Origin of the sequence: Paracidovorax wautersii, from assembly GCF_900113035.1 — a bacterium.
Lineage (GTDB): Bacteria > Pseudomonadota > Gammaproteobacteria > Burkholderiales > Burkholderiaceae_C > Paracidovorax > Paracidovorax wautersii.
Genome location: NZ_FONX01000005.1, coordinates 118,495 through 138,287 on the forward strand (window position 1 = coordinate 118,495; position 19,793 = coordinate 138,287).

General features: G+C 67.2%; 15 protein-coding genes. 8 read left to right on the top strand and 7 right to left on the bottom strand.

What is annotated here, in order from left to right; all coding sequences use genetic code 11:
* Window positions 1-52: 52 nt before the first annotated feature.
* Both BM070_RS09465 and BM070_RS09470 read left to right on the top strand, forming a co-directional pair.
* Window positions 53-448 (top strand): phage holin family protein, encoded by a 396-nt coding sequence (locus BM070_RS09465; RefSeq protein WP_092939344.1) that lies wholly within the window; start codon window positions 53-55, stop codon window positions 446-448.
* A gap of 2 nt (window positions 449-450) precedes the next feature.
* On the top strand, window positions 451-762 hold the full coding sequence (locus BM070_RS09470) for a hypothetical protein (RefSeq protein WP_092939345.1): 312 nt from the start codon (window positions 451-453) through the stop codon (window positions 760-762).
* Between the two features lie 148 nt (window positions 763-910).
* Here BM070_RS09470 and BM070_RS09475 read toward each other — a convergent pair whose 3' ends face one another.
* Complete coding sequence (locus BM070_RS09475; RefSeq protein ID WP_092939346.1) at window positions 911-1,996, bottom strand: quinone-dependent dihydroorotate dehydrogenase; 1,086 nt, start codon at window positions 1,994-1,996, stop codon at window positions 911-913.
* A 35-nt stretch (window positions 1,997-2,031) separates the two neighbouring features.
* Between BM070_RS09475 and rpiA the strand changes: the two genes are divergently transcribed.
* Entirely contained in the window at window positions 2,032-2,721 is a 690-nt protein-coding gene (gene rpiA, locus BM070_RS09480; protein WP_092939347.1) for a ribose-5-phosphate isomerase RpiA, read from the top strand.
* A gap of 96 nt (window positions 2,722-2,817) precedes the next feature.
* Here rpiA and BM070_RS09485 read toward each other — a convergent pair whose 3' ends face one another.
* The 5 genes from BM070_RS09485 to BM070_RS09505 all read right to left on the bottom strand — a co-directional run bounded on the left by BM070_RS09485 (window position 2,818) and on the right by BM070_RS09505 (window position 9,856).
* The gene (locus tag BM070_RS09485) at window positions 2,818-3,483 is read right to left on the bottom strand and encodes a glutaredoxin family protein (RefSeq protein ID WP_092939348.1); all 666 of its coding nucleotides are present in this window, start codon (window positions 3,481-3,483) and stop codon (window positions 2,818-2,820) included.
* A gap of 44 nt (window positions 3,484-3,527) precedes the next feature.
* The gene (locus BM070_RS09490; protein ID WP_092939349.1) at window positions 3,528-5,594 is read right to left on the bottom strand and encodes a M3 family metallopeptidase; all 2,067 of its coding nucleotides are present in this window, start codon (window positions 5,592-5,594) and stop codon (window positions 3,528-3,530) included.
* Window positions 5,595-5,700: 106 nt separating this feature from the next.
* Window positions 5,701-6,558: a bifunctional methylenetetrahydrofolate dehydrogenase/methenyltetrahydrofolate cyclohydrolase FolD gene (gene folD / locus BM070_RS09495; RefSeq protein WP_092939350.1), complete on the bottom strand. Its 858-nt coding sequence runs from the start codon at window positions 6,556-6,558 to the stop codon at window positions 5,701-5,703.
* A gap of 101 nt (window positions 6,559-6,659) precedes the next feature.
* Complete coding sequence (locus tag BM070_RS09500; RefSeq protein ID WP_092939351.1) at window positions 6,660-7,286, bottom strand: response regulator transcription factor; 627 nt, start codon at window positions 7,284-7,286, stop codon at window positions 6,660-6,662.
* Window positions 7,283-9,856, bottom strand: a complete 2,574-nt coding sequence (locus tag BM070_RS09505) for a PAS domain S-box protein (protein WP_092939352.1) — start codon at window positions 9,854-9,856, stop codon at window positions 7,283-7,285. Before BM070_RS09505 ends, BM070_RS09500 begins: the two co-directional genes overlap by 4 nt.
* A gap of 202 nt (window positions 9,857-10,058) precedes the next feature.
* Here BM070_RS09505 and aceE point away from each other — a divergent pair, with 202 nt between their 5' ends.
* From aceE to BM070_RS09530, 5 genes are all read left to right on the top strand, one after another.
* Window positions 10,059-12,782 (top strand): pyruvate dehydrogenase (acetyl-transferring), homodimeric type, encoded by a 2,724-nt coding sequence (gene aceE, locus BM070_RS09510; protein WP_092939353.1) that lies wholly within the window; start codon window positions 10,059-10,061, stop codon window positions 12,780-12,782.
* A 19-nt stretch (window positions 12,783-12,801) separates the two neighbouring features.
* Window positions 12,802-14,481, top strand: coding sequence for a dihydrolipoyllysine-residue acetyltransferase (gene aceF / locus BM070_RS09515; RefSeq protein WP_092939354.1), 1,680 nt, complete (start codon window positions 12,802-12,804; stop codon window positions 14,479-14,481).
* 13 nt (window positions 14,482-14,494) lie between these two features.
* Window positions 14,495-16,345: a dihydrolipoyl dehydrogenase gene (gene lpdA, locus BM070_RS09520; protein WP_092939355.1), complete on the top strand. Its 1,851-nt coding sequence runs from the start codon at window positions 14,495-14,497 to the stop codon at window positions 16,343-16,345.
* Between the two features lie 280 nt (window positions 16,346-16,625).
* On the top strand, window positions 16,626-17,129 hold the full coding sequence (locus BM070_RS09525) for a HipA domain-containing protein (RefSeq protein ID WP_281245400.1): 504 nt from the start codon (window positions 16,626-16,628) through the stop codon (window positions 17,127-17,129).
* Between the two features lie 45 nt (window positions 17,130-17,174).
* Window positions 17,175-17,465 (top strand): helix-turn-helix domain-containing protein, encoded by a 291-nt coding sequence (locus BM070_RS09530; RefSeq protein WP_092939357.1) that lies wholly within the window; start codon window positions 17,175-17,177, stop codon window positions 17,463-17,465.
* 134 nt (window positions 17,466-17,599) lie between these two features.
* Here the strand turns inward: BM070_RS09530 and BM070_RS09535 are convergent, their stop codons facing one another.
* Window positions 17,600-19,630: a PhoX family protein gene (locus tag BM070_RS09535; RefSeq protein ID WP_092939358.1), complete on the bottom strand. Its 2,031-nt coding sequence runs from the start codon at window positions 19,628-19,630 to the stop codon at window positions 17,600-17,602.
* Between the last annotated feature and the right edge of the window lie 163 nt (window positions 19,631-19,793).

Genomic DNA, 19,793 nt, shown 5'->3' on the forward strand with positions numbered 1-19,793 from the left:
AGCCGGGCACACCATCTGAATCGATGGCAACGCTGATGCAGGAGCGCCGCGCATGAACTGGATTTCCCTTCTTGGAATGGAAGGCTGGATCGCGCGCTGGCGCGCCAACGTCATGGAGGCCGCCATCGCGGCCGAAGACCGGCTGGACCTGGCCCGCCTCGAATGGGCCGACGAAAAGCGCCGTCTGGCGATGATCCTGGTGTTCACCGTGGCACTGGGTGGCATCACCGTGGTGGCGCTCACCATGCTGTCCATCGCCGTGGTGGTGCAGTTCTGGGACACGCCCCACCGTCTCACGGCGGCGTGGCTGCTGGCCGCGGGCTGGATCGTCATCTGGGCTGCCGTGCTGGCATCTTTGATCTCGGTGGCTCGCAAGGCCGGCAATGCGTTCGCGTTGACGCGTCGCGAGATCGCCACCGACTGGCGCCTCATCAAGGAGCGGCTGTGAACATGGCTTCCCCTGACAACCACCCCGTCGTGCCTGAGCCCAGCCTGGAGCAGCGCAAGGTGCTGGAACGCATCGAGCAGCAACGCGAGCGCCTTCACGCTCGCAGCGCGGCGCAGCGGCAGGCGCTGGCCTTGCGGCAGGAGCAGCAGTCCATCGACCCAGAAGCGCCGCTGAGCGTCAAGCTCATCACGTTCGCCCGGCTGCACCCGGTCGCGGTGGCGGTGGCTGCTGCAGCGGCGATCGTCGCGGGACCGTCGCGCCTGGTGCGCTGGGCCGGCATTGCCATGCCTTTGATCAGCCGGCTGCGCCGCTAAGGTGCCACATTGACAAAGGCAGCGACGACACCGCAAGTGCTCGTCGTCACGCTGAAACCCAAAGGGCCGCTTCAAGCGGCCCTTTGTTCTTGGATCTGCAGCAGGGCCAACTGGCCCCTGAGCTGCCCCTGCGGACGCTGCCTTCGGTTCAGGCGCGGCTGCTGCTACGCAGAGCGCGGATGGCCTGCGCGCAGCGCGTGACCAGTGCCGGGCCTTCGTAGATCAGCCCGGTGTAGATCTGCACCACGTCGGCGCCTGCTCGGATCTTGCTCACTGCGTCTTCCGCGCTCAGGATGCCGCCCACGCCGATGATGGGGAAGGCCGAGCCCAAGGCCGCCCGCAGTTGCGCGATCACGCGGTTGCTGGCGGCGAGCACCGGGGCGCCGCTCAGGCCGCCGGTTTCGGTGCCGTGGGGCAGGCCCTGGACCGCGTCCCGGGCAATGGTGGTGTTGGTGGCGATCACGCCGTCCATGCCGTGGCGCCCCAGCGTCGCGGCGATCACCTCTACCTGCTTCTCGTCCAGATCGGGCGCGATCTTGACGAAGATCGGCACGCGCCGCGATGTGCCGTCGCTGCGGCGATGTTGCTGCGCCAGCGCCTCGCGGCGCTCGGCGATGGCGCCCAGCAGGGCGTCCAGCGCTTCATCGCTCTGCAAGGCGCGCAGGTTCTGCGTGTTGGGCGAGCTGATGTTCACGGTCACGTAGTCGGCATGCGCATAGACGCCGTCCAGGCAGGCCAAGTAGTCGCTCGTGGCCTGTTCGATGGGCGTGCTGGCGTTCTTGCCGATGTTGAGGCCCAGCAGCATGGGATGGGCCCGGGATTGCTCCCGGAAGCGGGCCTGCTGCACGTTGTGCAGGAAGGCGTCGAGCCCCTGGTTGTTGAACCCCAGGCGGTTGATGAGGCCGCGTGCCTGCGGCAGGCGGAACATGCGGGGCTTGGGGTTGCCGGGCTGGGCGCGCGGCGTCACGGTGCCCACCTCGACGAAGCCGAAGCCCATGGCGCAGAGGGCGTCGATGCAGCGTGCGTTCTTGTCCAGGCCTGCGGCCATGCCCACGCGGTTCGGGAACGTGAGGCCCGCCAGTTGCACGGGGTCCTCCACCACGGGCTGCGCCCAGGCGTGCTGCAGGGGCGTGCGCTGGCCGCGGGCCAGCCAGTCCATCGTCAGGTCGTGCGCGGCCTCGGCGTCCAGGCGGAAAAGAAAGGGGCGGGCGATGGAATAGGGAATGAGCGACATGGAGATAATTCGGGATTCACTCCCGATTCTCCCCCATGACGACACCTGCATCCCTCACCCAAGACGAACTCAAGACGCTGGTCGGCCAGGCGGCCCTGCAATACGTGGTGCCCGGCGAGATCGTCGGCGTGGGCACGGGTTCCACCGTCAACAAGTTCATCGATGCGCTCGCCTCGATGAAGGACAGCATCAAGGGTGCGGTCTCCAGCTCCACCGCCAGCACCCAGCGCCTGCAGCAGCTCGGCATCCCCGTGTTCGATGCCAACGAAGTCGAGTCGCTCTCGGTCTATATCGACGGCGCCGACGAGATCGACGGCAGCGGCTACATGGTCAAGGGCGGCGGCGCCGCGCTGACGCGGGAGAAGATCGTCGCAGCGCTGGCCAAGCGCTTCGTCTGCATCGCCGATGCCTCCAAGCGCGTCGAGGCGCTGGGCGGCTTTCCGCTGCCTGTCGAGGTCATTCCCATGGCCACCTCGCAGATCCAGCGCCGCTTCGCCGCGATGGGCGGCGAAGCCACCGTGCGGCTGAAGGACGGCAGCCCGCTGGTGACGGACAACGGCCAGCACATCCTGGACGTGCGGGGCCTCGTGATCCGCGATCCGCTGGCGTTCGAATCGGCCGTGAACCAGTGGCCGGGCGTGGTCACCGTGGGCGTGTTCGCGCATCAGCGCGCCCATGTCTGCCTGCTGGGCACGGCGCAGGGCGTCGAAACGCTGAGCTACTGATCGGACGAAGGCGGGAGGCTTTTCCCAGGCCTTCCCGTGTGATTCAACACGGCAAGGCCGCTCGCCGGGTGCGGCGCGCACCCGCCATGGCGACGATCAGAAGCTGATGCCGGCCGGATTGGACGGGTTGGCCGCAGGCGCTGGCCTCGGCGCTTCGTTGCGGGTGCGTGGCGCCGCGCTGCGGTCGCGGCTGGCGGCTTCTGCCGGCGCAGCCGATTTGGCCGCGGCCGGAACCAGTGGCTGCGCCGGCGGCCTGCGGTAATTGGCAGGCAGCTGCGACTGCTTGGGATAGCCTGCCGCATCCAGGTATTGGGTCCATTCCGACTCGGCGAAACCCGACAGCTGCTGCGCACCGATGGTGCCGAACGGCAGGCTGGTGGCACCGCTCAGCCGTTTCAGTGCATCGATGTCGTCGTTCGACGTGACGGTGCGTTCCGAAAACGGCACGCCCCGGCCGGTCAGCAGGCTGCGCGCACTGGCGCACGGGGCGCAGTCGGCACCCGTGTAGAGGGTGACGGGAAAGCGCGAAGCCACCTGCCGCAGCGCATAGGGCAGGTTGTCGTTGGCGGAGGACGCGGCCTGCGTGCCGGTCGTCTCCGCCGTGGCTTGCGATTTGGCCTCCACCGGAGGCCGGTCGGAGAAGGTGACCCGCCCATCCGGCCCCACCGACCGATACACCTGCTGGGCCTGCACGGCGCTGCCCACGCCACTCAGCAGCAGCATCAGCGACAGCAGGGTGGTGGAGTGGGCGGCGATCTTCATGCAGGTGTCTCCGGTGATGAGTGCGGTGAGCGCAGCAGGCTCGCTCAGGCGGCCACGGCGTCGGCAGCGGCGTTCGCCGGGGCCGTCATGCCCTGGTGGCGCAGCAGCGCATCCAGGCTGGGCTCGCGGCCGCGGAAGGCCTTGAAGGACTCCATGGCGGGCCGGCTGCCGCCGGCTTCCAGGATGGCTTCGCGGTAGCGGCGGCCCACGGCGGGGTCGGTCAGGCCGTCGGGGCCGGTGGCCTCCTCGAAGGCCGCATAGGCGTCGGCGCTCAGCACCTCGGCCCACTTGTAGCTGTAGTAGCCCGCAGCGTAGCCGCCCGCGAAGATGTGGCTGAAGGTGTGCGCCGTGCGGCTGAAGGCCGGCGGCTGCAGCACGGCCACTTCGGCGCGGACCTGATCCAGCAGGGGCATGAAATCCTGGGCGGGATCGTGCTCGGTATGCAGCAGCATGTCGAACAGGGCGAACTCGATCTGCCGCAGCGTGGCCATGCCGCTCTGGAAGTTCTTCGCGGCGATCATCTTGTCGAACAGCGCGCGGGGCAGCGGCTCGCCGGTCTCGACGTGGGCGGTCATGTGCTTGAGCACGTCCCATTCCCAGCAGAAGTTTTCCATGAACTGGCTGGGCAGCTCCACGGCATCCCATTCGACGCCGCTGATGCCGGACACATCGCGTTCGTTCACGCGGGTCAGCATGTGGTGCAGGCCGTGGCCGAATTCGTGGAACAGCGTGATCACGTCGTCGTGCGTGAGCAGCGGCGGCTTGCCACCCACGCCTTCGGCGAAGTTGCAGACCAGATGGGCGACGGGCGTCTGCAGCTTGCCGGTGTCGGGGCGCAGCCAGCGGGCACGCACGTCGTCCATCCAGGCGCCGCCGCGCTTGCCCACGCGGGCGGGCTGGTCCAGATAGAACTGGCCCACCAGCTCGCCGCTGCGCTCGATGCGGTAGAACTCGACGGCGGGGTTCCAGACCGGGGCCTGGTCACGGCGGATGGCCACGTCGAACAGGGTTTCGATGATCTTGAAGAGGCCGGCCAGCACCTTGGGTGCCGTGAAGTATTCCTTGACCTCCTGCTCGCTGAAGGCATAGCGCGCTTCCTTGAGCTTTTCGGAGATGTAGGGCCAGTCCCAGGATTGCGGCGCCGTCAGGCCCAGGTGCTCGGCGGCGAAGGCGCGCAGATCGGCCACGTCCTGCTCGGCGAAGGGGCGGGCGCGGTGCGCCAGGTCGCGCAGGAAGCCGACGACCTGGGTGGGCGATTCGGCCATCTTGGGCACGACGGAGACTTCGCCGAAGCTGGCGTAGCCCAGCAGCTGCGCCTCTTCCTTGCGCAGCGCGAGGATCTCGCGGATCAGCGCGCTGTTGTCGAAGCGGGCGGCGTCTGCGCTGGCCTGGTCGGACGCGCGGGTGACGTAGGCGCGGTAGAGCGTTTCGCGCAGGGCGCTGCTGCGGGCGAACTGCATCACCGGCAGGTAGCAGGGCATCTTGAGCGTGAGCTTGTAGCCCTCCTTGCCCTCGGCTTGCGCTGCGGCGCGGGCGGCGTGCTGCACGTCGGCGGGCACGCCATCGAGCTCGTCGGCGCCTGCGTAGTAGGCGAAGGCGTCGGTCGCATCGAGGGCGTTCTCGCTGAACTTCTGGCTCAGCTCGGCCTGGCGTTCCTGGATCTGCGCGAAGCGTTCCTTGGCAGCGCCTTGCAGCTCCGCGCCCGAGAGCACGAAGTTGCGCATGGCGTTGTCCCACGCACGGCGCTGCTCGGGGTTGAGCGTGGCCGGGTCGATGGCCTTGTACTTGGCGTAGAGCCGCTCGTCGGCGCCCAGGCGGGTCCAGAACTCGGTGACGCGGGGCAGGGCCTCGTTGTAGGCGGCACGCAGCTCGGGCGTGTCGGCCACGCTGTTGAGGTGGCTGACGGCGCCCCAGGAGCGGCCCAGTTCCTCGGTGGCGACGTCCAGCACGCGGGAGATGTCGTTCCAGCCCGCGGGGAAGTCCGGCGCGGTGACCGTTTCCAGCGCCGCTTCGGCGCGCTGCAGCAGCACGTCGATGGCCGGTGCGACATCGGCAGGGGCGATGCGGTCGAAGAGGGGGAGGTCGGAGAAGTCGAGGAGAGGATTGCTCATGCGAAGCATTGTGCGGCCGTGCCGCTGGGTTTCAATGACGGGGCGATAGAACCTGGCAATCGCGGCGATCGGCCGGGCGAGGGCCCGGCCGGCTGGCGCAGGCCTCTCAGGCGGCGCCGGCGGCGCGCTCGGCGGCTTCCATGGTGTTGACCAGCAGCATGGTGATGGTCATGGGGCCCACGCCACCGGGCACGGGCGTGATCCAGCCGGCCACCTGCTTGACGCCCTCGAAGTCCACGTCGCCGCAGAGCTTGCCTTCGTCGTTGCGGTTCATGCCCACGTCGATCACCACGGCGCCGGGCTTGACCATGTCGGCCGTGAGCACGTTGCGCTTGCCCACGGCGGCGACGATCACGTCGGCCTGCAGCGTCTGCGCCTTGAGGTCGCGCGTGGCGCTGTGGCAGATGGTGACGGTGGCGTTCTGGCCCAGCAGCATCAGCGCCATGGGCTTGCCCACGATGTTGCTGCGGCCGATGACCACGGCGTGCTTGCCGCGCAGGTCGTAGCCGATGGATTCCAGCATCTTCATGCAGCCGTAGGGTGTGCAGGGCCAGAAGCCGGGCATGCCGGTCATGAGCGCGCCGGCGCTGGCGATGTGGAAGCCATCGACGTCCTTGGCGGGCGAGATGGCCTCGATCACCTTCTGCGCGTCGATGTGCGCGGGCAGCGGCAGCTGCACCAGGATGCCGTGGATGGCAGGGTCGTCGTTCAGCGCCTCGACGCGGGCCAGCAGCTCGGCCTCGGTCATGGAGGCTTCGTACTTTTCCAGCACCGAATGCAGGCCGCTGTCTTCGCAGGCCTTGACCTTGTTGCGCACATAGACCTGGCTGGCCGGGTTGTCGCCCACCAGCACCACGGCCAGGCCCGGCGTGACGCCGCGCGCTTTCAGGGCGGCGGCGCGTTGGGAGACTTCGGTGCGCAGTTGGCGGGAGAGGGCGTTGCCGTCGATCAGTTGAGCGGTCATGGTCGAAAAAGGGTTGGCAGTAAGTAAAAAAAGCCGCCTGGCGCTGATGCAGCGTGCGCAGGCAGCTATCAAAAAGTGAGTGGTTTGGCGCGCTGGGCGGATCAGACCTTGGCGGCCGTCTGGCCCAGTGCGATCTTGAGCAGGTCGGCCACGGTGTTGGCGCCCAGCTTTTCCATGATGTTGGCGCGGTGCGCCTCCACCGTCTTGATGCTGATGCCCAGGTCGTCGGCGATCTGCTTGTTCAGGCGGCCGGCGACGATGCGCTCGAGCACCTGCGCCTCGCGGCTGGTCAGCTTGGAGAGCAGGGCGTCGCGGCTGGCGGCCTGCTGGTAGCCGGCGAAGGCTTCGCGGGCGTGGTCCAGCATGCGTTCGACCAGGCCGACCAGTTCCTCTTCGTTGAAGGGCTTCTGGATGAAGTCCAGCGCGCCCTTCTTCATGGTGTTCACGGCCATGGGCACGTCGCCGTGGCCGGTGATGAAGACGATGGGCAGCGGCGACTTGCGCTCGATCAGGCGGTCCTGCAGCTCCAGGCCCGTCATGCCGCCCATGCGGATGTCCACGATCAGGCAGGCCACTTCGCGCGGGTCGTAGCGCGAGAGGAAGGATTCGGCCGAATCAAAGCAACGTACTCGGTAGTCCTTGCCTTCCAGCAGCCATTGCAGTGAATCGCGGACGGCTTCGTCGTCATCGACGACATAGACGGTGCCTTTTTTCGGAATCAAGCTCATGCAACGGTCCTTGGGTTGGGCGTGTTTGCTATTGAATTCGTAGTGCCATCCGCAGGCTGCGCCAGCGGTAGCCAGAAGGAGAACCGGCAGCCGGTTACCTCTGATCCATTGTAGATGTTCTCGGCTTGCATCCGCCCCTGATGCGACTCCACGATGCTGCGGCAAAGGTTGAGGCCGATGCCCATGCCTTCCTGCTTGGTGGAGTAGAAGGCTTCGAACAGATGCTCCAGCACCTCGGGCGCGAGGCCCCGGCCGGTGTCCTGCACCGAGAACTCGATCACCTCGCGCCCTTCGACGGTGCGCGGCAGCACGCGCAGCTCCACGCTGCGGCGGGCGGGCGGGCGCTGCGCGTTGGCGATGGATTCGGCGCCGTTCTTCATCAGGTTGATGAGCACCTGCTCGATGAGGATGGCGTCCGCCATGACCTTGGGCAGCCGCGCGGCCACGTAGTGCGAGAGCCGCACGTTGTGGCGCCGCAGCTCGATGTCGGCCAGCTCCACGGCTTCGCTCACCATGGCGGGCACTTCGGCCAGCGTGCGGTTGGGTTCGCTGCGCTTCACGAAGGCGCGGATGCGCTGGATGATCTGCCCGGCCCGCTGCGCCTGGTGCGAGGTCTTCTGCAGCGCGGAAAGCAGCGATTCCTCGGTGATCTGGCCGCTCTGGATGCGCGAGACCATGCCGCTGCAGTAGTTGTTGATGGCGGTGAGCGGCTGGTTGAGTTCGTGCGCCACGCTGGAGGCCATTTCGCCCATGGTGATGAGGCGGCTGACCGACTGGGCGCGCTCGGCCTGGCGCGCGGCCTGCTCTTCGGCCAGGCGACGGGGCGTGATGTCGGTGGCGATCACCATCTGGGCCAGGCGCCCGTCCACCCAGTTCAGGTAGCGCGAGCGCACTTCCAGCCACTTGCCGAGGTCGGGCAGGAAGATTTCGGCGTTCTCGGAACGGGCGCTGGTCAGCGGGTCGGTGGGCAGGCCCATCAGGCCGTCCTCGTCGTCCAGGCCCGTGGCCTGGTAGGCGTCGCGGTTGGGCAGCACGCCGGCCTGCGCCACCAGTTGCAGGTGGCCGGCGGTCTGCGAGCCGAACCACTGGCGGTAGAGCTTGTTGGCGAAGAGCAGTTCTTCGCTGCCCAGCGGCGCGACCGACACCGAGGCGTCGAGCGATTCGAGCACGATGGTGAAGCGCTCGTGCGAGGCCGAGAGCTGCTCGCGCACGCGGTTGGGCTCGGTGATGTCGGTCATCGACGTCATCCAGCCGGTCTGCACCCCGTGCGCATCGATCAGCGGGGAGACGTAGAGGCGCGCGTCGAACAGCGTGCCGCTGCGGCGCTTGACCCGCACCTGGAAGCCGCCCGCGAAGTGCTTGCCCGACATCTCGTCGCGCAGCTTGGCGTGCAGGTTCTCATGGTCGGATTCGGGCCAGTAGGAGTAGGGCGGCATCTGGCCGACCAGCTCGGCCTCGCTCCAGCCCGTCATCTGGCAGAAGGCCGCGTTCACGTAGGTGATACGGCCGTGCATGTCGAGCGCGCGCATGCCGGTGAGGATGGAGTTCTCCATCGCGCGGCGGAAGTTGGTTTCCGCCACCAGCGCCTGCTGCGCCTGCATGCGCCGGCGGGTGTGGCGCCAGGTGGCGATCAGCAGCCAGGCCGTCATGGCGCTCAGGGCGCCCACCAGCCAGAAGAGGCCGCTGCCCACCAGGCCCAGCGACGTGCGGTAGGCCTGGGCGCGCAGCAGCAGGCCATTGCCCACGGGCGAGACCGGCACTTCGTATTCGTTGGCCGGCGCGGGCCACGGCAGCAGGCCGGCATTGCGCGGCGCGAGCGGCGTGCCCGCCAGCACCTGGCCGTTGCTGTCGAGCAGGGTGACGGCATAGCGCGCCAGCACCTCGGTGGGCATTCCGTAGCGCAGCAGGCTGTCGATGGAATATTCGGCCAGCACCACGCCGCTGAAGCGGCCCTGGGCTGCGAGCGGCACCTGCAGCTGCAGCAGGGGCGCGCTTTCGCCGGGGGAGGTGTTGGGCTGCGAATAGACCGGCTGCTGCAGGTCGCGCGCCAGGCTGAAGGTGTCGGCCGCGTCGCCGGTCTTCAGCTCCTCGCCCGCCACGCGCAGCTGGGCCGTGGGCACCGTGGGGGCCGACTGGCTGGCGCGGATGCGGCGGCGCTCGTCCACCCAGGTGATCACCTGCAGCTCGGGGTACTGGCTGATGAGGGCCTCGGCGCGGCTGTTGAAGTCGGCCCGGTCCAGGTCGTGGTTGGAGATGTCGCGCGCGATGCGCATGATCTGCTCCTGCCGCTCCAGCAAGCGCAGGCGCACGCGCTGCTGGGAATATTCCACGTCGCGCCGCAGGGCTTCTTTCTCGCGCTCGACTTCCTCCATGCGCAAATACCAGAAGGCCGCCACGATGGCCGCGAGGAACATCATCACGGCCGCCAGCGGGGCTACGGCGGCGAAGCGGTCCTGCCGGGTGGGCGACAGGCTGCGCCACCACCGCCTCCAGTATCGGACGGGCATGTGAATGGCTGCCGCAGGCGTGGCAGGGGTGGCGGGCGCGCCAGGAGAAGCCGGGGAATCCATGGGTGGCGAGTGTAGGGCGCCTCGCCTGCCGCCCGGTCTCCGAAGGGCCGGCAACCGGGCTGTTTTTCATCTGAAGAAAATATGTGCGGATGCAGCAATATCTCGCATTATGAAAATGGAAAGCACAATTTGAAATCGCATTAATTTATGAGAAACTCCGCGCCGATCGTTTACCGTAGCCGTTATCTAAAGGAGACAAGGCATGTCAGATCAGACCGCGCAGCAGGGCGCTGGTGTCGCTTCGACCCCCACCGACATCGATCAGCAAGAGACCCGGGAGTGGCTGGATGCCCTGTCCGCCGTCATTGACAAAGAAGGTGCCGAGCGCGCGCATTTCCTGATCGAGCAGATGCTCGAACACGCCCGCCAGAGCAGCATCGACATGCCGTTCTCCGCCAACACGGGCTACGTGAACACCATCGAAACCAGCCAGGAAGCGCGCTGCCCCGGCAACCTGGAAATCGAAGGCCGCCTGCGCGCCTACATGCGCTGGAACGCCATGGCCATGGTGGTCAAGGCCAACCGCCACCATCCGCCCGAAGGCGGCGACCTGGGCGGCCACATCGGCTCCTTCGCCTCGCTGGCCAACATGTTCGGCGCGGGCTTCAACCACTTCTGGCACGCCGAGAGCGAAAACCACGGCGGCGACCTGCTGTACATCCAGGGCCACGTCTCGCCCGGCATCTATGCCCGCGCCTACCTGGAAGGCCGCCTCTCCGAAGAGCAACTGCTGAACTTCCGCCAGGAAGTGGACGGCAAGGGCCTCTCCAGCTACCCGCATCCCAAGCTGATGCCCGAGTTCTGGCAGTTCCCCACGGTCTCGATGGGCCTGGGCCCGCTGATGGCCATCTACCAGGCGCGCTTCCTGAAGTACCTGCACGCCCGCGGCATCGCCAACACCGAGAACCGCAAGGTCTGGGTGTTCTGCGGCGACGGCGAAATGGACGAAGTCGAATCGCTGGGCGCCATCGGCCTGGCCGCGCGCGAGAACCTCGACAACCTGATCTTCGTCATCAACTGCAACCTGCAGCGCCTGGACGGCCCGGTGCGCGGCAACGGCAAGATCATCCAGGAGCTGGAAGGCGAATTCCGCGGCTCCGGCTGGAACGTCATCAAGCTGCTGTGGGGCAAGGGCTGGGACGACCTGCTGGCGCGCGACAAGGACGGCGCGCTGCGCAAGATCATGATGGAGTGCAACGACGGGGACTACCAGTCGTTCAAGGCCAACGACGGCGCCTACGTGCGCAAGAACTTCTTCGGCCGCGATCCGCGCACGCTGAAGATGGTCGAGCACATGAGCGACGACGAGATCTGGAACCTGCGCCGCGGCGGCCACGACGCGCAGAAGGTCTATGCGGCCTTCTCCGCGGCCAACGAGCACAAGGGCCAGCCCACCGTGCTGCTGGTCAAGACCGTCAAGGGCTTCGGCATGGGCAAGATCGGTGAAGGCAAGAACACCGTCCACCAGACCAAGAAGCTCGGCGACGAGGACATCAAGGCCTTCCGCGACCGCTTCAACATCCCAATCCCGGACAGCCAGATCGCCGATCTGCCGTTCTACAAGCCGGCCGACGACACGCCGGAAATGAAGTACCTGCACGAGCGCCGCAAGGCCCTGGGCGGCTACCTGCCGCACCGCCGCACCAAGGCCGACGAGAGCTTCACAGTGCCCGCGCTGGAAACCTTCAAGGCCGTGCTCGACCCCACGCCCGAAGGCCGCGAGATCTCGACCACGCAGGCCTACGTGCGCTTCCTCACGCAGCTGCTGCGTGACCAGGCCCTGGGCCCGCGCGTGGTGCCCATCCTGGTGGACGAGGCCCGCACCTTCGGCATGGAAGGCCTGTTCCGCCAGATCGGCATCTACAACCCGCACGGTCAGCAGTACACCCCGGTCGACAAGGACCAGGTCATGTACTACAAGGAAGACAAGGCCGGCCAGATCCTGCAGGAAGGCATCAACGAAGCCGGCGGCATGAGCAGCTGGATCGCTGCCGCCACGTCGTACTCGACGAACAACCGCATCATGGTGCCGTTCTACGTGTACTACTCGATGTTCGGCTTCCAGCGCATCGGCGACCTGGCCTGGGCAGCGGGCGACATGCAGGCGCGCGGCTTCCTGCTGGGCGGCACCTCGGGCCGCACCACGCTGAACGGCGAAGGCCTGCAGCACGAAGATGGCCACAGCCACATCCTGGCCAATACCATCCCGAACTGCGTGAGCTATGACCCGACCTTCGCGCACGAAGTCGCGGTGATCATGCATGAAGGCCTTAAGCGCATGGTCGAGCGCCAGGAAAACGTCTTCTACTACCTGACGCTGCTCAACGAGAACTACGCCATGCCCGGCCTGCAGCCCGGCACCGAGGCGCAGATCATCAAGGGCATGTACCTCTGCAAGCAGGCTCCCGCGCTGCCGCAGGGCGCGCCCGCCGTGCAGCTGCTGGGCAGCGGCACCATCCTGCGCGAATCGTTCTTCGCCCAGGAACTGCTGGAAAAGGACTGGGGCGTGGCCGCTTCCGTGTGGAGCTGCCCGAGCTTCAACGAGCTGACCCGCGACGGCCAGGAAGCCGAGCGCTGGAACCTGCTGCACCCGACCGAGACGGCGCGCGTGTCGTACGTCGAAGAGCAGCTGTCCAAGACGGCCGGCCCGGTCGTGGCCTCCACCGACTACATGAAGGCCTACGCCGAGCAGATCCGCCCCTTCGTCCCCAAGGGCCGCACCTACAAGGTGCTGGGCACCGACGGCTTCGGCCGCAGCGACTTCCGCAGCAAGCTGCGCGAGCACTTCGAGATCAACCGCCACTACATCGTCGTGGCGGCTCTCAAGGGCCTGGCCGAAGACGGCGTCGTGCCCGCATCCAAGGTGGCCGAGGCCATCCAGAAGTACGGCATCAACACCGACAAGATCAACCCCCTGTACGCATAAGCCGCACCGGAGACAACACATGGCACTGGTAGATATCAAGGTCCCGGACATCGGGGACTTCGACGAAGTGGGCGTGATCGAACTGCTGGTCAAGCCCGGCGACACGGTCAAGGCCGAGCAATCGCTGATCACGGTGGAGTCCGACAAGGCCTCGATGGAGATCCCGTCGAGCCACGCCGGCACCATCAAGGAACTGAAGGTCGCGCTGGGCGACAAGGTCAAGCAAGGCTCCGTCATCGTGGTGCTGGAGGCTGCCGATGCCGGCGCTTCCGCCCCGGCCGCAGCGCCTGCTGCGAGCCCCGCCGCAGCACCGGCTCCTGCGCCGGCCGCGGCGGCGCCTGCACCGGCTCCCGCTCCCGCTGCCGCTGCCGCAGCGGGCCCGATCGAAGTGCGCGTGCCCGACATCGGCGACTTCAAGGACGTGGCCGTCATCGAGCTGCTGGTGAAGGTGGGCGACACGGTCAAGGAAGAGCAGTCGCTCTTCACCGTCGAATCCGACAAGGCCTCGATGGAGATCCCTTCGCCCGCCGCCGGCGTGGTCAAGGAGCTGAAGATCAAAGTGGGCGACACCGTCAACGTGGGTGACTTCGTGGCCGTGCTGGAAGGCTCCGCGCCCGCTGCCTCCGCTGCACCGGCACCTGCGCCCGCTGCGGCAGCGCCTGCGGCCCAGGCCGCTGGGCCGGCACCGGCTACCGCTGCTGCGCCTGCCGCATCCGCTGCTGCTGCTGCGCCCGCGCCGCACGCTCCGGGTGCTGCGCCCATCGGCCTGCCGCACGCATCGCCCTCGGTGCGCAAGTTCGCCCGCGAACTCGGCGTGCCGCTGGAAGAAGTGAAGGGCTCCGGCCCCAAGGGCCGCATCACCGAAGCGGACGTGCAGGCCTTCACCAAGCAGGTGATGTCCGGCGGCCTGCAGACCAAGGCCCAGGCCGCCAAGGCGCCTGCTGCCAGCGGCGGCTCCGGCGCGGGTCTGGACCTGCTGCCCTGGCCCAAGGTGGACTTCGCCAAGTTCGGCGCCGTGGAGCGCAAGGACCTGTCGCGCATCAAGAAGATCAGCGGCGCGAACCTGCACCGCAACTGGGTGATGATCCCCCACGTCACCAACAACGACGAGGCCGACATCACCGAGCTGGAAGCCTTCCGCGTCTCCACCAACAAGGAGAACGAGAAGTCCGGCGTCAAGGTGACCATGCTGGCCTTCGTCATCAAGGCCCTGGTCGCGGCCCTGAAGAAGTTCCCCGAGTTCAACACCAGCCTGGACGGCGACACGCTCGTCTACAAGCAGTACTTCCACATCGGCTTCGCGGCGGACACGCCCAACGGCCTCGTGGTGCCGGTGCTGAAGGATGCCGACAAGAAGGGCATCATGCAGATCAGCCAGGAAATGGGCGAGCTCGCCAAGAAGGCCCGCGACGGCAAGCTCGGCGCGGCCGACATGCAGGGCGGCTGCATGTCGATCTCGTCCCTGGGCGGCATCGGCGGCACGCACTTCACCCCCATCGTCAACGCGCCCGAAGTGGCCATCCTCGGCCTCTCCAAGGGCCAGATGAAGCCGGTGTGGGACGGCAAGCAGTTCGTGCCGCGCCTGATGCTGCCGCTGTCGCTGTCGTACGACCACCGCGTGATCGACGGTGCCTCTGCCGCGCGCTTCAACGCCTATCTGGGCCAGGTGCTGGCGGACTACCGCCGCATCGTGCTGTGAAAGGAAAGCTGACATGGCAGTGATCGACATCAAGGTGCCCGACATCGGCGACTTCGCCGAAGTGGGCGTGATCGAAGTGCTGGTGAACGCCGGCGACACCATCAAGGTGGAACAGAGCCTCATCACCGTCGAATCCGACAAGGCATCGATGGAAATCCCGTCGAGCCACGCCGGCGTCGTCAAGGAGGTGAAGGTCAAGCTGGGCGACAAGGTCGCCGAAGGCTCCGTCGTGCTGACGCTGGAAGCGGCCGATGCCGGCGCCGCGGTGGCACCCGCTGCCGCGCCAGCGCCTGCGGCCTCCGAAGCCAAACCGCCTGCAGCGCCCGCTGCGCAAGCGCCTGTTGCTCCTAAAATCGAAGCGGCCAGCTTCGGCGGCACGGCCGACGTGGAGTGCGACGTGCTCGTGCTGGGCGGCGGCCCCGGCGGCTACAGCGCCGCCTTCCGCGCGGCCGACCTGGGCCTGAAGGTCGTCATCGTCGAGCGCTACTCGACCCTGGGCGGCGTCTGCCTGAACGTGGGCTGCATTCCCTCCAAGGCGCTGCTGCACGTGGCGGCCGTGATCGACGAAGCCAGCCACCTCAAGGCGGCCGGCATCGACTTCGGCACGCCCCAGGTCAACGTGGACACGCTGCGCGGCCACAAGGAAAAGGTCATCGGCAAGCTGACCGGCGGCCTGGCCGCCATGGCCAAGATGCGCAAGGTGACCACCGTGCGCGGCGTGGGCCAGTTCGTGGGTGCCAACCACCTCGAAGTGGAGGAAACCACCGGCGCCAAGGGCCAGGAGAAGACGGGCAGCAAGAAGGTCGTGGCCTTCAAGCGCGCCATCATCGCCGCCGGCTCGCAGGCCGTGCATCTGCCCTTCATGCCCAAGGACCCGCGCGTGGTCGATTCGACCGGCGCGCTGGAGCTCAAGGAAGTGCCCAAGCGCATGCTGATCCTGGGCGGCGGCATCATCGGCCTGGAAATGGGCACCGTCTATTCCACGCTGGGCGCCCGCCTGGATGTGGTCGAGATGATGGATGGCCTGATGCAGGGCGCCGACCGCGACCTGGTCAAGGTGTGGCAGAAGATGAACGCCCACCGCTTCGACAACATCATGCTCAAGACCAAGACGGTCGGAGCCGAGGCCACGCCCGAGGGCATCAAGGTCAGCTTCGCCGCAGCGGAAGAGGGCGGCACCGCCCCCGAACCACAAGTCTATGACCTGGTGCTGCAGGCCGTGGGCCGCACGCCCAACGGCAAGAAGATCGGCGCCGAGAAGGCCGGCGTGGCCGTGACCGACCGCGGCTTCATCGACGTGGACATCCAGATGCGCACCAACGTGCCGCACATCTTCGCCATCGGCGACATCGTGGGCCAGCCCATGCTGGCGCACAAGGCGGTGCATGAAGCGCACGTGGCGGCCGAAGTCATCGCCGGCGAACTCACGGGCGACAAGGCGCTGGCTTCCGCCGCGTTCAACGCCCGCGTGATCCCGAGCGTGGCCTATACCGACCCCGAAGTGGCATGGGTGGGCCTGACCGAAGACCAGGCCAAGGCCCAGGGCATCAAGGTCAAGAAGGGCCTGTTCCCCTGGACGGCCTCCGGCCGCGCCATCGCCAACGGCCGCGACGAGGGCTACACCAAGCTGCTGTTCGACGATTCTCCCGAGGCCCATGGTCACGGCAAGATCCTGGGCGGCGGCATCGTGGGCACCCACGCCGGCGACATGATCGGCGAGATCGCCCTGGCGATCGAGATGGGCGCGGACGCGGTGGACATCGGCAAGACCATCCACCCGCACCCCACGCTGGGCGAAAGCATCGGCATGGCCGCGGAGATCGCCCACGGCTCCTGCACGGACGTTCCGCCGCAGAAGAAGTGAGTGGCGGGGCGATGCGGCTTCGGCCGTGCCTCGCCCTTTCTTACCCACGACAAAGGCAGCTTCGGCTGCCTTTTTCATTGCCGTCTCGGGCGCATCTGATGCAGCCGTTTTATTGCGGGAGAGCTCGCCACCATCTCCGGTCATTTGCAATAAAGTGGTTTTCTATACAAAGTAAGGTCGATATCTCCTGTGATCAATATAGAAATCCACTGAAATGCAGCCGCGCTGCACCTTGTAGATCCACCATCAGGGCCGCTGGCACGACGCGGCCACCGTTGCCCTGTGGGGCGATGCGGACCAGGGCTGGCGCTGCAAGACCTATGCGGGCTACGAGGTCTGCCATCGGCTGGTGGCGCACTGCACCGATCCGCAGGCCGAGGTGCTGGAATACCTGCGGCGCGACGTGGCGAACATCGCCTTGGGCAACAAGGACAACCATGCCTGCAACACCGCGCTGCAGCGGGACTGGAACGGACGTATCGCGCTGACGCCGCTGTTCGACTTCGCGCCCATGTACCTGCACCCGGACGGCATCGCGCGTCGCATCCGCTGTGACGGCAACGACGGCGGCCAGCCCGACTGGCGACGGGTGATCGACACGGTGTGCGCCTCGGCCGGCCCGCGGCTCGACCCCGGCGCGCTGCGGCGCGGCCTGCAGGCCATGGCCGAGCCGCTCGCCCGGATCGCCGAAGAGGGGCCGCACCTGGGTTTGGAATCCGACGTGCATGCCTCTCTGCAGCCCGGCCTGGTCGCCATGGCCGAACGCCTCGCGCGGCTGCAGTAGCCCACACGACGACCCCAGGCGCACCACACCTCCCTGGTAAAGAACATGGACAAACGCTACAAGCCGCTTTCCCCGCCCGAGCAGCTCGCGCTGCGCCGCCAGGCCATCGACGAGGTGCTGGCCCATCCCGAGTGGACGCTGGCCGAGGCCGTGCGGCATCTCCAGAGCGGCCTGCGCCTGACCAGCGCCGAGCTGGCCCGTGTGTCGGGCGTGTCGCAGAAGACGCTGCTGGACATCGAGCAGGGCCGCAGCTCGGGCACGGTGCAGACGCTCAACCGCATCCTGGGCGTGGTGGGGCTCAAGCTGGGCGTGGTGCGCGCTCCCGGGCGGCAGTAGTAGCCCGCGGCGCTGCCCACCCGATCCGGCGCCACTGGGGTTGATGTCCCCCAAGAAAAAAGCCCGGACCATGGCTGGTCCGGGCTTTTGCGCCTTCTGCGCGCCGCAGGGCGCGCGGGCAGGCCGTGCCTCGCTTACGCGCGGAACGAGATGGCGGCGTCCGTTGCCGTCAGGTAGCCCACGGCGGCCGAGAAGCGGTCGTTGTAGTTCTTGCGCACGATGGGGTCCAGGGTGTCCTTGACCTTGCTGTGCACCGACTGCCAGTCGCCTGCGTGCTGGAAGTTGCTCATGATGTAGGTCCAGCCGTTGATGCTGTCCACGGCGTGCAGGCCGGTGGATTCAGCGCCCGACGGGGTGGACAGCACGCGGCTGAGCTGCTTGGTGTCCACGTTGTAGGCCCACAGGAAGTTGTTGACGTGGTCCGTCGTGTCTTCGCCGATGAACAGGGTACGCATGCCTTCCGAGAACTTGATGTTGTCCGGGCTGGCGATCTTTTCGGGGTTGGCGGTGTTGCCCAGCAGGTCGGCAGGGATGTCCTCGCCCATCAGCAGCACGCGGGATTGCTTGGGCACCCAATCGCTGTTGATGGCGTTGCCGGCGGTGTCCTTCTGGCCGCCGGTCAGGTCGTGGGCCAGGATGGCGCCGGCGTTGACGCGCTTGGGGAAGGCCACGTTGTGCGACTCCACATAGCCGGCAGCGCCCACCACCATCGAGTCGCGGATGCTGGAAGCCACCGAGTAGGCCACCTTGTCGCGCACGTTCACCGTCACGCCTTCGCTCTTGGTCAGCGCCAGGCTGCCGCCTTTGAGCGCTGCATAGCGGTGCGTTTCCAGGAAGGCCGCGGCCTTTTCCATCCCGGGCTTCACGCGGACCCAGCACTTGGTGTTGTCCTTGTTCAGGACGATGCGGGTGTAGGAGGAATCATTGGGGTCGGTGGTGACAGAGTCCATGATGTCCGTCGGCTTGATGCCGCCGTTGATCATGGCCTCGATCTCGGCGCTGGTCGCGCTGCCGAGCTTGATCCACTGCATGGCGGCCGTGCTGGTGTCGGTGAACTTTTCGGTCCAGTGGGCGACGTAGAGCGTGCCGGAGGACAGGTCGCGCGCCTTGTCGGCCACGAACATGAACCAGCCGCCGTTGGTGGCGTCGTCGCCCATCAGGGCGGTGCGCTCGTCGGGCATCATCTGGATCAGCTCGTGCGAGAAGCGGCCCATGCAGTAGTGCTTCTTGATGCTGCCCGTGCCGTCCGGGTTCACGGTGACTTCGGGGATGTGGCCGTAGTGGTAGGGGTTGGCCTTGGAGGCGTCGCCGTACAGGTTGGCGCTGTAGCGGTCGAGCTTGACCGTGGTCGCGCCGCCCAGGCCCTGGCGGAAGGCATCGGGCTCGTACTCTTCGCTCGACAGGTGCGTGCCCCAGGGCGACAGGCTGGCGCCGCAGGTCACCCACAGGCCGTGAACGCTCGTGGTGTCCACGTTGTGGTATTTCACCAGCGACAGCTTGCCGGTGGTCGGGTCCTGGTCCAGCGTCAGCACGGCGATGGGCGAGGGCAGCTCGGCCCAGAGCTGGTCGGTCTTGTCGGTGTTGGCCAGGTTGGTGTCGGTGTATTCGAACTGCACCACGGCGAAGACCGGGTTGCCCTTGACGCCCGGCACCTTGGCATTGGGCACGGTGAGCAGCGAGGTGCCGTCCGGGCAGTCCGAGAAGAACTGGCGCTCCTTGCCGGGCACCGAGGTGTCCATCAGGGGGCGGTTGTTGATGTCGTAGATGCCGCCGGCGATCAGCGTGCCGCCATTGCCGTCGGGCACCTTGTCGCCCGTCAGGAAGAACGGTTGGTAACCCAGCTTGAACGTGCGGCTGCTACCGTCGCTGAAGCTCACCTTGAGCTGCGAGCCCACGGTGCAGGTAGCCATGGCGTTGGGGGTGGTCAGATCGGGAGCGGCCATGCTGACGAACGACGCCGAGGTCATCGTGGCAGCCGGAGTGCTGGGCGATGCGGGGGCGGCGCCGTTGGAGTCGTCACCGCCGCCGCAGCCGGCCAGGACGGTGGCGGCCAGGGTACCGCCCAGGGGCAGCATGGGCGTGCCGGCCAGCAGCTTCAGCAGGGAGCGGCGCTGCGACGAGGGCATCTGCGCGGAAGATTCGGTGGAGAAAGATACGCGGTCCATAACTTGCAAATCCAGTCAAACGTGGGGTGGGGGAGAAAAAGCGAAAAAGCGAAGGCGCCTTGCCTGCAGGGCAGGCAAGGCGCCTTGAGCGCAATGGTCGCCCCCGACCGTTACGACCAAGTGACAATGCCCCCGATTTCTCCCATATCCTCACTGCCGGCAT

What these genes read in the sequence shown, in the direction of transcription:
- BM070_RS09465 (WP_092939344.1), top strand. Translation starts at nt 53, where the DNA reads ATGAACTGGATTTCCCTTCTTGGAATGGAAGGCTGGATCGCGCGCTGG.
- BM070_RS09470 (WP_092939345.1), top strand. Translation starts at nt 451, where the DNA reads ATGGCTTCCCCTGACAACCACCCCGTCGTGCCTGAGCCCAGCCTGGAG.
- BM070_RS09475 (WP_092939346.1), bottom strand. Translation starts at nt 1,996, where the DNA reads ATGTCGCTCATTCCCTATTCCATCGCCCGCCCCTTTCTTTTCCGCCTG.
- rpiA (WP_092939347.1), top strand. Translation starts at nt 2,032, where the DNA reads ATGACGACACCTGCATCCCTCACCCAAGACGAACTCAAGACGCTGGTC.
- BM070_RS09485 (WP_092939348.1), bottom strand. Translation starts at nt 3,483, where the DNA reads ATGAAGATCGCCGCCCACTCCACCACCCTGCTGTCGCTGATGCTGCTG.
- BM070_RS09490 (WP_092939349.1), bottom strand. Translation starts at nt 5,594, where the DNA reads ATGAGCAATCCTCTCCTCGACTTCTCCGACCTCCCCCTCTTCGACCGC.
- folD (WP_092939350.1), bottom strand. Translation starts at nt 6,558, where the DNA reads ATGACCGCTCAACTGATCGACGGCAACGCCCTCTCCCGCCAACTGCGC.
- BM070_RS09500 (WP_092939351.1), bottom strand. Translation starts at nt 7,286, where the DNA reads ATGAGCTTGATTCCGAAAAAAGGCACCGTCTATGTCGTCGATGACGAC.
- BM070_RS09505 (WP_092939352.1), bottom strand. Translation starts at nt 9,856, where the DNA reads ATGGATTCCCCGGCTTCTCCTGGCGCGCCCGCCACCCCTGCCACGCCT.
- aceE (WP_092939353.1), top strand. Translation starts at nt 10,059, where the DNA reads ATGTCAGATCAGACCGCGCAGCAGGGCGCTGGTGTCGCTTCGACCCCC.
- aceF (WP_092939354.1), top strand. Translation starts at nt 12,802, where the DNA reads ATGGCACTGGTAGATATCAAGGTCCCGGACATCGGGGACTTCGACGAA.
- lpdA (WP_092939355.1), top strand. Translation starts at nt 14,495, where the DNA reads ATGGCAGTGATCGACATCAAGGTGCCCGACATCGGCGACTTCGCCGAA.
- BM070_RS09530 (WP_092939357.1), top strand. Translation starts at nt 17,175, where the DNA reads ATGGACAAACGCTACAAGCCGCTTTCCCCGCCCGAGCAGCTCGCGCTG.
- BM070_RS09535 (WP_092939358.1), bottom strand. Translation starts at nt 19,630, where the DNA reads ATGGACCGCGTATCTTTCTCCACCGAATCTTCCGCGCAGATGCCCTCG.